The following is an 11,743-nucleotide window of genomic DNA, read 5'->3' on the forward strand; positions in this document are numbered from 1 at the left end:
TCACCATGCCACGTTCTCTCAAGAAGGGTCCATTTATCGACCTGCACTTGCTGAAGAAGGTAGAGAAAGCGGTGGAAAGCGGGGATAAAAAGCCGGTTAAGACCTGGTCCCGTCGTTCAATGATCATCCCGAACATGATCGGTTTGACCATCGCTGTCCATAATGGTCGTCAGCACGTTCCGGTTTTCGTTACCGAAGAAATGATCGGTCACAAACTGGGTGAATTCGCACCGACTCGTACTTATCGCGGCCATGCTGCTGATAAGAAGGCTAAGAAGCGCTAAGGGATAAATGATGGAAGCTATCGCTAAACACCGTTATGCCCGTACTTCTGCCCAGAAAGCTCGTCTGGTAGCCGATCAAGTACGTGGTCTGTCCGTAGACAAGGCTCTGAACATCCTGACCTTCAGCCCGAAAAAGGCTGCTGTTCTGGTGAAGAAAGTGCTGGAATCTGCCATTGCCAACGCTGAGCACAACGAAGGTGCCGATATCGACACCCTGCGTGTTGCCACCATCATGGTAGACGAAGGTCCCTCCATGAAGCGCATCCGCCCGCGTGCCAAAGGTCGCGCGGATCGTATCCTCAAGCGTACCGCTCACATCACTGTAGTGGTATCCGACGCTAAGGCTGGGAGATAAGCAATGGGTCAGAAAGTACATCCTAATGGCATTCGCCTGGGTATTACCAAGCCTTGGAATTCTACCTGGTTCGCGAACACCAAAGACTTCGCTGACAACCTGTACAGCGATTTCCAAGTACGCCAGTTCCTGACCAAGGAGCTGAAAAACGCTTCCTTGTCCAAGATCACTATCGAGCGTCCGGCCAAGAGCATCCGTGTGACCATTCACACCGCTCGTCCGGGTGTCGTGATCGGCAAGAAAGGCGAAGACGTTGAAAAACTGCGCAAAGCTGTAGCCGCAATCGCTGGCGTGCCTGCTCAGATCAACATTTCCGAAGTCCGCAAGCCGGAGCTGGATGGCAAACTGGTTGCCGACAGCATCACTTCCCAGCTGGAGCGTCGCGTAATGTTCCGTCGTGCTATGAAGCGCGCCGTACAGAACGCCATGCGCCTGGGTGCCAAGGGCATCAAAGTGGAAGTTTCCGGCCGTCTGGGCGGCGCTGAAATCGCGCGTACCGAATGGTACCGTGAAGGTCGTGTGCCCCTGCACACCCTGCGCGCCGACATCGACTACGCAACTTCTGAAGCCCACACCACTTACGGTGTGATCGGCGTTAAAGTTTGGATCTTCAAGGGCGAAGTTCTGGGCGGTCTGGCTGCAGTCAATGCTGCCGCTGCTCAAGAGCAAGCTCCTGCGAAGCCCAAGCGTGACAACAAGCGCCGCGCTGCCAAGTAAGGAGATTCGGTAAATGTTGCAACCTAAGCGTACTAAATTCCGCAAGACCCACAAGGGTCGTAACCGCGGTCTGGCCAATGCCGGTAACGAAGTATCCTTCGGTACCTTTGGCCTGAAGGCGACATCTCGTGGTCAACTGACTGCTCGTCAAATCGAAGCAGCCCGTCGTGCCATGACCCGTCACGTTAAGCGTCAAGGCAAGATCTGGATCCGTGTGTTCCCGGACAAGCCCATCACCGAAAAGCCCCTCGAAGTTCGTATGGGTAAAGGTAAGGGTAACGTGGAATACTGGGTTTGCCCGATCCAGCCTGGCAAGGTTCTGTACGAGATGGATGGTGTACCTGAGGCTCTGGCGCGTGAAGCGTTTGCCCTGGCCGCAGCTAAGCTGTCTGTTCAGACCACTTTCGTAATTAAGACGGTGATGTGATGAAAGCCCAAGATCTGCGTCAAAAGAGCGTCGAAGAACTGAACCAGGAGCTGCTGGGTCTGCTGCGTGAGCAATTCAACATGCGCATGCAAGCTTCCACCGGCCAGCTGGCTCAGACTCACACTCTGAAACAAGTGCGTCGTGACGTCGCACGTATCAAGACTGTACTGACTGAGAAGGCAGGTGCGTAATGACTGACAAGATCCGTACTCTGCAAGGTCGTGTAATCAGCGACAAGATGGACAAGTCCATCACCGTCGCTATCGAGCGCAAGGTAAAGCACCCGATCTACGGTAAGATCATCAAGCGTACTACCAAGCTGCACGTGCATGACGAGAACAACGAGTGCAAGGCTGGCGATCTCGTGGAAATCCGCGAGTGCCGCCCGCTGTCCAAGACCAAGTCCTGGACCCTGGTTGCTGTCGTAGAAAAGGCCTAATTCGGTACTTTTTAGCCCAAACGGCCCCCCATCGGGGCCGTTTGTTTTTTAGGCTACCTTTTCAAAAATAGCTGTGTTATAGTTTCGCGCCTTTTGAAGGCAGCCAGATCCCATCAGGGATAAGAAGTAAACAAAGCGGAGCACTAAGATGATCCAGATGCAAAGTATGCTGGGTGTTGCCGACAACTCCGGCGCTCGCAGTGTAATGTGTATTAAGGTTCTGGGTGGTTCGCACCGCCGTTATGCCGGCATCGGCGACATCATCAAGGTTTCCATCAAGGAAGCCATTCCTCGCGGTAAAGTGAAGAAAGGTGATGTGTATAACGCGGTGGTCGTACGCACCCGTAAAGGCGTTCGTCGTCCGGACGGCTCTGTCATCCGTTTCGACAACAATGCGGCTGTGTTGCTTAACAACAACCAACAGCCAATCGGTACTCGTATTTTTGGCCCGGTGACCCGTGAACTCCGTAACGAGAAGTTCATGAAGATTGTGTCCCTGGCACCCGAAGTACTGTAAGGAGTCGAACGATGGCAGCTAAAATCCGTCGCGAAGACGAAGTAATTGTTCTTACCGGCAAAGACAAGGGCAAGCGTGGCAAAGTCACTCAAGTCCTGATTGCAAAAGGTAAGGTAATCGTGGAAGGCATCAACCAGGTGAAGAAACACCAAAAGCCGGTACCCGCACTGGGTCAGGCTGGCGGCATCGTCACCAAAGAAGCCCCCATCGATGTATCTAACGTCGCGCTGTTCAACTCTGCCACTGGCAAGGCTGACCGCGTTGGTTTCCGGATTGAAGACGGCAAGAAAGTCCGTTTCTTCAAATCCACCGGCGAACTTGTGAAGTAATTGGAGTTTAACGATGGCGAAACTGCATGATTACTACAAATCCGATGTAGTAAATGAACTGTCCAAGCAGTTCGGTTACAAGACTATCATGCAAGTCCCTCGGATCGAGAAAATCACCCTGAACATGGGTGTTGGTGAAGCGATCTCTGACAAGAAGTTGCTGGAAAATGCTGCTGCCGATATGGCTGCCATTTCCGGTCAGAAGCCGCTGATCACCAAAGCACGCAAATCTGTTGCGGGCTTCAAGATTCGTGAAGGCTACCCGATAGGTTGTAAAGTAACCCTGCGTGGCGAGCGTATGTGGGAGTTCCTGGAACGGCTGATTTGCATCTCCGTACCGCGTATCCGTGACTTCCGTGGTCTGAACGCCAAGGCGTTCGATGGCCGTGGTAACTACTCCATGGGCGTGCGTGAGCAAATCATCTTCCCGGAAATCGACTATGACAAGGTCGATCGCGTCCGTGGTCTGGATATCACCATCACCACTTCCGCGAATACCGACGAAGAAGGCCGTGCTCTGCTGGCTGCCTTTAACTTCCCATTCCGCAAGTAAGGTTAGGGTTATGGCTAAAACATCCATGAAAGCACGTGAAGCAAAGCGTGCGAAGCTGGCAGCCAAGTTCGCGACCAAGCGTACCGAGCTGAAAGCTATCATCGTTGATATGAACGCTTCTGAAGAAGCGCGTTGGGATGCTGTCTTGCAACTGCAACAGCTGCCCCGTGATTCCAGTCCGTCCCGCCAGCGTAACCGTTGCAACATCACTGGTCGTCCGCACGGTTTCCTGCGGAAGTTTGGCCTCTCTCGCATCAAGGTGCGTGAGCATGCCATGAAGGGCGAAATTCCGGGCCTCAAAAAGGCCTCTTGGTAAGAATCTCGGGAGTTAGACTATGAGCATGCAAGATCCGATCGCGGATATGCTGACCCGCATCCGTAACGGTCAGGCGGCGAGCAAAGTTGCGGTTTCCATGCCTTCTTCCAAGCTGAAAGTGGCTATCGCCAAAGTGCTGAAAGAAGAAGGTTACATCGCTGGCTACAACGTAGCTGGTGACGTGAAACCGGAACTGGAAATCGAACTGAAGTATTTCCAGGGCAAGCCGGTTGTAGAACTGATCCAACGCGTGAGCCGTCCCGGCCTGCGTATTTACAAGCGCACTACTGATCTGCCGAAAGTCATGGGCGGTCTCGGTGTTGCTATCGTGTCCACGTCTAAAGGTGTGATGACCGACCGTGCTGCCCGCAAGGCAAGCATGGGTGGTGAGATCATCTGCTACGTCGCTTAATAGGAGGTCGGAAATGTCTCGCGTTGCTAAGGCACCCGTCACTATTCCTGCTGGCGTAGAGGTGACTCTGAACGGCCAAGAACTGTCCATCAAAGGTGGCAAGGGTTCCCTGGTTCGTTCCATCCACGCCGGTGTAGAAGTGACCAAAGAAGACAATGTACTGAAGTTCGCCCCGCGCGATGGCATCGCTGGTGCTGACGCTCAGGCCGGTACTGCCCGTGCATTGGTCAACAACATGGTAGTCGGTGTTACCCAAGGCTTCGAGCGCAAGCTGCAGCTGGTTGGTGTAGGTTACAAAGCCTCCATCAAGGGCAATGCTGTTGCGCTGGCACTGGGCTTCTCTCACCCGGTAGAGCATGCGCTGCCGGCTGGTGTCACCGCTGAATGTCCGTCCGCCACCGAGATCGTTCTGCGTGGTGTGGACAAGCAGCTGGTTGGCCAAGTCGCCGCCGATATCCGTGCTTACCGCGCTCCGGAGCCCTACAAGGGCAAGGGTGTACGCTATGCCAACGAGCAAGTGCGTACTAAAGAAGCTAAGAAGAAGTAAGGTAACACTATGGACAAGAAAGCAGCTCGTCTCCGTCGTGCTACTCGTGCTCGGAAAAAGATGCAGGAACTGGGAGCTACCCGTCTGGTTGTTCACCGTACCCCGCGTCATATCTATGCGCAGGTTATTGCAGCCAACGGTTCCGAAGTTCTGGCCTCTGCTTCCACAGTAGAGAAAGCCATCAGTGAAGCTCTGAAATACACCGGTAACGCAGATGCTGCTACCGCTGTAGGTAAGGCTATCGCTGAGCGTGCTATTGCCAAAGGCGTTCAGAACGTATCTTTCGATCGTTCCGGTTTCAAGTATCACGGTCGTGTAGCCGCTCTGGCTGCCGCTGCTCGTGACGCTGGTCTTCAGTTCTAAGCTAGGAGTCGAAGATGGCTAAAGTCGAATCTCAAGCCGGCGAACTGCAAGAAAAGCTCATTGCAGTAAACCGTGTTTCGAAAACTGTTAAAGGTGGTCGTATCATGTCCTTCACCGCGTTGACCGTGGTGGGTGATGGTAACGGCCGTGTAGGTTACGGTTACGGTAAGGCCCGTGAAGTTCCGGCCGCCATTCAAAAGGCGATGGAACAGGCTAAGCGTAACCTGAACAAGGTTGAGCTGAACAACGGCACCCTGCACCACCCGGTGCGTGGCGTTCACTCTGGTTCCACCGTGTTCATGAAGCCGGCCTCCCAAGGTACTGGTATCATTGCAGGCGGCGCCATGCGTGCCGTACTGGAAGTTGCTGGTATCCACAACGTGCTGGCCAAGACCTACGGTTCCACCAACCCAATCAACGTTGTTCGCGCAACTGTCGACGCTCTGGTTCACGGTCAATCACCGGAACAGATCGCGGCCAAGCGTGGTCTGCGCGTTGAAGAAATTCTGGGGTAATGCGACATGGCTAACACTGTAAAAGTAACTCAAACTCGCAGCTCTATCGGCCGTCTGCCAAAGCACAAGGCGACTCTGCGTGGTCTGGGTCTGCGTCGCATTGGTCACACCGTTGAGCTGGAAGATACTCCCTGCGTACGCGGCATGATCAACCAGGTTTATTACATGGTTAAGGTGGAGGGCTAAGCATGCGTCTGAATACTCTGTCTCCGGCCGCTGGCTCCAAGCGCGTCAAGCACCGTCCGGGCCGTGGTATCGGTTCTGGTCTGGGCAAGACCGGTGGTCGTGGTGTTAAAGGTCAGACCTCTCGTTCCGGTGGCGGCAAGGTCCGCAACGGTTTCGAAGGCGGCCAGATGCCTTTGAAAATCCGTCTGCCGAAGTTCGGTTTCTTCTCTCGCAAATCTTTGGTTTCTGCCGAAGTGCGCCTGAACGAAATCGCCCTGGTAGAAGGTGATGTGGTCGACGTGAGCACTCTGAAGCAAGCCGGTGTTATTACCAAAAACATCGTGTTCGCTAAAGTTGTTCTGTCTGGCAACATTGACCGTGCTGTGACCGTTCGTGGTCTGTCCGTCACCAAGGGTGCACGTGCAGCCATCGAGGCCGCTGGCGGTAAAATCGAGGAATAATCAGTACAATGGCTAAGAAACCAGGATTGGATGTTAAAGCACAAGGTGGTCTGAGCGAACTGAAGAGCCGTCTGCTCTTCGTTCTCGGGGCAATTATCGTGTTCCGTGCAGGCTCTTATGTGCCGATCCCTGGTATTGACGCCGCCGTACTGGCCGAGTTGTTCCAACAACAGAAGGGCACCATCATTGAGATGTTCAACATGTTCAGTGGTGGTGCACTCTCGCGTGCTTCTATTCTTGCACTGGGGATCATGCCGTACATTTCGGCGTCGATTATTATCCAGCTGCTGACTGTGGTTCACCCTGCTCTTGCTGAACTCAAGAAAGAAGGTGAATCCGGCCGTCGCAAGATTAGCCAATATACCCGTTGGGGCACGCTGGTTTTGGGAACGTTCCAGGCCATTGGTATTGCAACAGGTCTGCCGAATATGATGCAAGGACTCGTGACTCATCCGGGTTTGGGCTTCTATTTCACAGCCGTTGTGAGTCTGGTCACCGGTACCATGTTCTTGATGTGGTTGGGTGAACAGATTACCGAGCGTGGGATTGGTAATGGTATCTCGTTGATTATCTTCACAGGTATCGTCGCCGGTCTGCCTCATGCCATTGGCGCTACGGCCGAACAGGCACGTCAAGGGGAATTGCACATCCTGCTGTTGTTGTTGCTGGGCTTGATTGTTTTCGCTGTGACTTACTTTGTGGTGTTCGTGGAGCGTGGTCAGCGTCGTATCGTCGTTAACTATGCCAAGCGTCAACAAGGCCGCCAGGTATTCGCTGCGCAAAGCACACACCTGCCGTTGAAAGTGAATATGGCCGGTGTGATTCCTGCGATTTTCGCATCCAGCATCATCCTCTTCCCGGGTACCATTACCTCCTGGTTTGGTCAGGGCGAGGGCAAGATCGCTGACATTCTGCAACAGGTCTCTATGGTCCTGCAGCCGGGTCAGCCCTTGTACGAGATGCTCTATGCAGCAGCCATTATCTTCTTCTGCTTCTTCTATACCGCGCTGGTGTTCAACCCCCGCGAGACAGCAGATAACCTGAAGAAGAGTGGAGCCTTTATCCCGGGGATCCGCCCGGGCGAGCAGACAGCACGTTACATCGATAAGGTTATGACTCGCCTGACATTGGCAGGTGCGCTCTATATTACCTTTATCTGTCTGGTACCCCAGTTCCTGATGACTGCCTGGAACGTACAGTTCTACTTCGGTGGCACCTCGCTGCTGATTATCGTGGTAGTTATCATGGACTTCATGGCTCAGGTTCAGACCCATATGATGTCTCATCAATATGGCGACGTCCTGAGGAAGGCCAACCTGAAGGGCTACGGCCGCTAAAGGTCGGCGTAGTTACGGAGTTAAGCAATGAAAGTTCGTGCTTCCGTTAAGGCAATCTGCCGTAACTGCAAAATCATCAAGCGTCACGGTGTGGTGCGTGTGATTTGCAGCGAGCCAAAGCATAAACAGCGCCAAGGCTAATTTTTTACGGTTAGTACTTGCAACAAATAGTTGTGCTGGCTAATATAGCCAGCCAACTTTTGTTGTGTATTGGTTGACCGCCACGTATCCGCTCACGGGCTTTGTGGTGGTCGTTATCTACTATATGTAGGAGTGAATAGTGGCCCGTATCGCTGGCATTAACATTCCTGACCATAAACATGCAGTCATTGCGTTGACTGCTATTTATGGCGTCGGTCGTACCCGCTCCAAGGCCATCTGTGCCGCAGCCGGTATCGCTGAGAATGTGAAAATTAAAGACCTGGACGAAGCTCAGATCGAGAGTCTGCGTGAACAAGTAGGTAAATTCACCGTCGAAGGTGACCTGCGTCGTCAGATTTCCATGAACATCAAGCGATTGATGGATCTGGGTTGCTACCGTGGTTTGCGTCACCGTCGTAGCCTGCCTGTTCGTGGTCAACGTACCAAGACCAACGCTCGTACCCGTAAGGGTCCGCGCAAGGCTATCAAGAAGTAACGGGAAGGTAGAAAATGGCTAAAACTCCGACTCGTGCTCGCAAGCGCGTTAAAAAGCAAGTGAGCGACGGTATTGCGCACGTTCATGCATCTTTCAACAACACAATCGTGACCATTACTGACCGTCAGGGCAATGCTCTGTCTTGGGCTACCTCTGGTGGCTCCGGTTTCCGTGGTTCCCGTAAGTCCACTCCGTTTGCTGCCCAGGTAGCTGCTGAGCGTGCTGGTGAGATCGCCAAAGAATACGGCGTGAAGAACCTGGAAGTCATGGTCAAAGGTCCGGGTCCCGGTCGTGAGTCTTCCATCCGCGCTCTGAACGCGGCTGGTTTCCGCATCACTAACATTACTGATGTGACTCCGATCCCGCACAACGGTTGTCGTCCTCCCAAGAAGCGCCGCGTGTAACGCTGTAGCTACTTGGTCTAGGATTGTTGGAGAAAGAAGATGGCAAGATATATCGGTCCTAAGCTTAAGCTTAGCCGTCGTGAGGGCACCGACCTCTTCCTGAAGTCTGGTGTTCGTGCGATTGATTCTAAGTGCAAGATTGACACCGTTCCTGGTCAACACGGTGCGCGTAAAGCGCGTCTGTCCGACTACGGTGTGCAACTGCGCGAGAAACAAAAAGTACGTCGTATCTACGGCGTATTGGAAAAACAGTTCCGCAACTACTACCGCGACGCTGCCCGTCAAAAGGGTAACACCGGTGAAAACCTGTTGCAGCTGCTGGAAGGTCGTCTGGACAACGTCGTCTACCGCATGGGCTTCGGCGCCACTCGTGCTGAATCTCGTCAGCTGGTGAGCCACAAAGCCATCATGGTAAACGGCCGCGTTGTGAATGTTCCTTCTTTCCAGGTATCCCCTGAGGACGTGATCTGCGTTCGCGAGAAGGCTAAGAAGCAAGCGCGTATCAAAGCTTCCCTGGAAGTTGCTGGTCAGCGCGAGAAGCCGACTTGGGTAGAGGTTGACGCTGCTAAGATGGAAGGTGCCTTCAAGCGCCTGCCGGAGCGTTCCGACCTGTCTGCCGACATTAACGAACAGCTGATCGTCGAGCTTTACTCCAAGTAAAGCTAGCTTCTAAAGAGAGGACACAATGCTGGGTTCTGTAACAGATTTTCTTAAACCGCGGCTAGTTGACATCGAGCAAGTTAGCCCGACTCACGCGAAAGTGACTCTCGAGCCGCTTGAGCGTGGCTTTGGCCACACGTTGGGCAATGCCCTGCGTCGTATTTTGCTGTCATCTATGCCCGGTTGTGCGGTTACTGAAGTCGAGATCGACGGAGTACTGCACGAGTACAGCAGCAAAGAAGGTGTACAGGAAGACATTCTTGAAATCCTGCTCAACCTGAAAGGTATCGCTGTGAAGCTGGAAGGCAAGGACGAGGTAACTCTGTCCCTGACCAAGTCTGGAACAGGCCCCGTTACCGCTGGTGATATCACTCACGGTGATGAAGTCGAGATCGTAAACCCGGAGCACGTAATCTGCCACCTGACTGGTGCCAATGCTGAGATCAGCATGCGCCTGAAAGTTCAGCGCGGTCGTGGTTATGTGCCTGCTTCTGCTCGTGTTCACAACGATGATGAAGAGCGTCCTATCGGTCGCCTGCTGCTGGACTCCGCGTTCAGCCCCATCGTTCGCATCGCCTACAATGTCGAGGCGGCACGTGTGGAACAGCGCACCGACTTGGACAAGCTGGTTATCGACATGGAGACCAATGGTACTCTGGATCCGGAAGAAGCCATCCGTCGTTCCGCCACTATTCTGGCAGAGCAACTGGAAGCCTTCGTGGATCTGCGCGATGTCAGCGTGCCCGAGAAGAAAGAAGAGAAACCCGAGTTTGATCCGATTCTGTTGCGTCCTGTCGATGATTTGGAGCTGACAGTTCGTTCAGCGAACTGTCTGAAGGCAGAAGCTATCCACTATATTGGTGATCTGGTACAGCGTACCGAAGTTGAGTTGCTTAAGACTCCTAACCTCGGTAAGAAGTCCCTGACTGAGATCAAGGACGTGTTGGCCTCCCGTGGTCTGTCTCTTGGCATGCGCCTTGAGAACTGGCCGCCCGCCAGCATCGCTGACGAGTAATCCAGATTACGGGTTTCACAGATTTAGTTAGAAGGATAAGGTCATGCGCCATCGTTTGAGTGGTCGTCAACTGAACCGGAACAGCAGCCATCGTCAGGCTATGTTCCGCAACATGGCCAGCTCCCTGGTTCGTCATGAGATCATCAAGACGACTCTGCCTAAGGCAAAAGAGCTGCGTCGTGTAGTTGAACCGCTGATCACCCTTGCCAAGACTGATAGCGTTGCTAATCGTCGCCTGGCATTTGCCCGTACTCGCGATAACGCGATCGTGGCTAAGCTGTTCAATGAACTGGGCCCGCGCTACCTGGAGCGCGCCGGCGGTTATACTCGCATTCTGAAATGCGGTTTCCGTGCTGGCGACAACGCTCCTATGGCTTACATTGAGCTGGTAGACCGCCCGGCAGCTGCTGAAGCAGCTGCTGAGTGATAAAAGAAAAAGCCGGGCTTGTCCCGGCTTTTCTTTTAGTGGATTTTGATACTGCCTCTACTGCCTCTACTGCCTCTACTGCCTCTACTGCCTCTACTGCCTCTACTGCCTCTACTGCCTCTACTGCCTCTACTGCCTCTACTGCCTCTACTGCCTCTACTGCCTCTACTGCCTCTACTGCCTCTACTGCCTCTACTGCCTCTACTGCCTCGTTTTGTAAGTGAGAGATGATTTTTCAATAGTCTCTATATTTAAGTCGTTTATCTCTGCCTAAACGACAGGGGTTCTGTTGCATAGCCCAGAGTAGGGCAATGTCATCGTTCATTTGTCGTATAAGTAGGCCATGAGTCATGGAGTGTGGCGGCTATAGTGCCGTTGAGGGCTTGTTTCTGTGGATAAGTTTGTATAAAAGCTGTGCCTGGATATGAATAACTAAAAAAGTGCCGATTTCTGCAATTTTATTGCAGAGGAGGGGTTGCCAGAACGAATTCGCTCCCTATAATGCGCCTCCATCGACAGGGCAAGCGGCAACGCAAACAAGCCGGTCGGTAGCCTCGAAAAGCCTCGTAAAATAAGGCTTGACTCGAGAAGGCGGTTGAGTAGAATGCCACTCCCGCAGCAGCCAAAAGCTGCGTCGCTCTTTAACAATTTGAATCAAGCAATCTGTGTGGGCACTCACAGCATCGAGCATCAAAAACAATTTTTGATTTTCAATGTCTGATGAAGTGACCAAAGCAACGAAAGTTGCAGCAGTTAATTCAGCAATTCATTGAGCCGCTTTTCGAAGCAACCAAACTTAAATTGAAGAGTTTGATCATGGCTCAGATTGAACGCTGGCGGCAGGCCTAACACATGCAAGTCGA

The 11,743-nt window shown here is 53.0% G+C and carries 23 protein-coding genes and 1 rRNA gene; all 24 read left to right on the forward strand.

Going from position 1 to position 11,743, the window contains the following annotated elements:
• Nucleotides 1–5: 5 nt before the first annotated feature.
• On the forward strand, nt 6–284 hold the full coding sequence (rpsS, locus tag PG892_RS10090) for a 30S ribosomal protein S19 (RefSeq protein ID WP_005307960.1): 279 nt from the start codon (nt 6–8) through the stop codon (nt 282–284).
• A gap of 10 nt (nt 285–294) precedes the next feature.
• Complete coding sequence (gene rplV / locus PG892_RS10095) at nt 295–639, forward strand: 50S ribosomal protein L22 (RefSeq protein WP_010672561.1); 345 nt, start codon at nt 295–297, stop codon at nt 637–639.
• 3 nt (nt 640–642) lie between these two features.
• Nucleotides 643–1,356, forward strand: coding sequence for a 30S ribosomal protein S3 (gene rpsC, locus PG892_RS10100; protein WP_005331168.1), 714 nt, complete (start codon nt 643–645; stop codon nt 1,354–1,356).
• Nucleotides 1,357–1,369: 13 nt separating this feature from the next.
• Nucleotides 1,370–1,783, forward strand: a complete 414-nt coding sequence (gene rplP, locus PG892_RS10105; RefSeq protein ID WP_010672562.1) for a 50S ribosomal protein L16 — start codon at nt 1,370–1,372, stop codon at nt 1,781–1,783.
• Nucleotides 1,783–1,974, forward strand: coding sequence for a 50S ribosomal protein L29 (gene rpmC / locus PG892_RS10110; protein ID WP_005307965.1), 192 nt, complete (start codon nt 1,783–1,785; stop codon nt 1,972–1,974). Before rplP ends, rpmC begins: the two co-directional genes overlap by 1 nt.
• A complete protein-coding gene (gene rpsQ, locus PG892_RS10115) occupies nt 1,974–2,222 on the forward strand; it encodes a 30S ribosomal protein S17 (protein ID WP_005307966.1) in 249 nt (82 codons plus the stop codon). The genes rpmC and rpsQ overlap by 1 nt, the downstream gene beginning before the upstream one ends.
• Nucleotides 2,223–2,370: 148 nt before the next feature.
• Nucleotides 2,371–2,739, forward strand: a complete 369-nt coding sequence (rplN, locus tag PG892_RS10120; RefSeq protein WP_005307975.1) for a 50S ribosomal protein L14 — start codon at nt 2,371–2,373, stop codon at nt 2,737–2,739.
• Between the two features lie 11 nt (nt 2,740–2,750).
• The gene (gene rplX, locus PG892_RS10125; RefSeq protein WP_005307977.1) at nt 2,751–3,068 is read left to right on the forward strand and encodes a 50S ribosomal protein L24; all 318 of its coding nucleotides are present in this window, start codon (nt 2,751–2,753) and stop codon (nt 3,066–3,068) included.
• A gap of 13 nt (nt 3,069–3,081) precedes the next feature.
• The gene (gene rplE / locus PG892_RS10130) at nt 3,082–3,621 is read left to right on the forward strand and encodes a 50S ribosomal protein L5 (protein ID WP_005331162.1); all 540 of its coding nucleotides are present in this window, start codon (nt 3,082–3,084) and stop codon (nt 3,619–3,621) included.
• Nucleotides 3,622–3,631: 10 nt separating this feature from the next.
• Nucleotides 3,632–3,937 (forward strand): 30S ribosomal protein S14, encoded by a 306-nt coding sequence (rpsN, locus tag PG892_RS10135; protein WP_005331161.1) that lies wholly within the window; start codon nt 3,632–3,634, stop codon nt 3,935–3,937.
• A gap of 19 nt (nt 3,938–3,956) precedes the next feature.
• Entirely contained in the window at nt 3,957–4,349 is a 393-nt protein-coding gene (gene rpsH, locus PG892_RS10140; RefSeq protein WP_010672564.1) for a 30S ribosomal protein S8, read from the forward strand.
• 13 nt (nt 4,350–4,362) lie between these two features.
• Nucleotides 4,363–4,896: a 50S ribosomal protein L6 gene (rplF, locus tag PG892_RS10145; RefSeq protein ID WP_010672565.1), complete on the forward strand. Its 534-nt coding sequence runs from the start codon at nt 4,363–4,365 to the stop codon at nt 4,894–4,896.
• Nucleotides 4,897–4,905: 9 nt separating this feature from the next.
• Nucleotides 4,906–5,259, forward strand: a complete 354-nt coding sequence (gene rplR / locus PG892_RS10150) for a 50S ribosomal protein L18 (RefSeq protein WP_010672566.1) — start codon at nt 4,906–4,908, stop codon at nt 5,257–5,259.
• A 14-nt stretch (nt 5,260–5,273) separates the two neighbouring features.
• The gene (rpsE, locus tag PG892_RS10155; protein WP_005340605.1) at nt 5,274–5,774 is read left to right on the forward strand and encodes a 30S ribosomal protein S5; all 501 of its coding nucleotides are present in this window, start codon (nt 5,274–5,276) and stop codon (nt 5,772–5,774) included.
• Between the two features lie 6 nt (nt 5,775–5,780).
• A complete protein-coding gene (gene rpmD / locus PG892_RS10160) occupies nt 5,781–5,960 on the forward strand; it encodes a 50S ribosomal protein L30 (RefSeq protein ID WP_005307985.1) in 180 nt (59 codons plus the stop codon).
• A gap of 2 nt (nt 5,961–5,962) precedes the next feature.
• Nucleotides 5,963–6,400, forward strand: coding sequence for a 50S ribosomal protein L15 (rplO, locus tag PG892_RS10165; RefSeq protein WP_005307987.1), 438 nt, complete (start codon nt 5,963–5,965; stop codon nt 6,398–6,400).
• A gap of 8 nt (nt 6,401–6,408) precedes the next feature.
• Entirely contained in the window at nt 6,409–7,737 is a 1,329-nt protein-coding gene (secY, locus tag PG892_RS10170; RefSeq protein WP_010672567.1) for a preprotein translocase subunit SecY, read from the forward strand.
• Nucleotides 7,738–7,764: 27 nt separating this feature from the next.
• Entirely contained in the window at nt 7,765–7,878 is a 114-nt protein-coding gene (gene rpmJ / locus PG892_RS10175) for a 50S ribosomal protein L36 (RefSeq protein ID WP_005319705.1), read from the forward strand.
• Nucleotides 7,879–8,017: 139 nt separating this feature from the next.
• Nucleotides 8,018–8,374, forward strand: a complete 357-nt coding sequence (gene rpsM, locus PG892_RS10180) for a 30S ribosomal protein S13 (protein WP_005307991.1) — start codon at nt 8,018–8,020, stop codon at nt 8,372–8,374.
• A gap of 14 nt (nt 8,375–8,388) precedes the next feature.
• A complete protein-coding gene (gene rpsK, locus PG892_RS10185; RefSeq protein WP_005319702.1) occupies nt 8,389–8,778 on the forward strand; it encodes a 30S ribosomal protein S11 in 390 nt (129 codons plus the stop codon).
• 39 nt (nt 8,779–8,817) lie between these two features.
• Nucleotides 8,818–9,438: a 30S ribosomal protein S4 gene (gene rpsD, locus PG892_RS10190; RefSeq protein ID WP_010672568.1), complete on the forward strand. Its 621-nt coding sequence runs from the start codon at nt 8,818–8,820 to the stop codon at nt 9,436–9,438.
• A 25-nt stretch (nt 9,439–9,463) separates the two neighbouring features.
• On the forward strand, nt 9,464–10,453 hold the full coding sequence (locus PG892_RS10195; RefSeq protein ID WP_005307997.1) for a DNA-directed RNA polymerase subunit alpha: 990 nt from the start codon (nt 9,464–9,466) through the stop codon (nt 10,451–10,453).
• Between the two features lie 43 nt (nt 10,454–10,496).
• Nucleotides 10,497–10,880 carry a 50S ribosomal protein L17 gene (gene rplQ, locus PG892_RS10200; protein WP_005307999.1) on the forward strand — a complete coding sequence of 128 codons (384 nt, stop codon included), beginning with the start codon at nt 10,497–10,499 and terminating at the stop codon, nt 10,878–10,880.
• Nucleotides 10,881–11,678: 798 nt separating this feature from the next.
• Nucleotides 11,679–11,743, forward strand: a 16S ribosomal RNA gene (locus tag PG892_RS10205); the annotation flags it as partial.

The sequence above is a fragment of the Aeromonas sp. QDB68 genome (assembly GCF_027707405.1).
GTDB lineage: Bacteria > Pseudomonadota > Gammaproteobacteria > Enterobacterales > Aeromonadaceae > Aeromonas > Aeromonas caviae.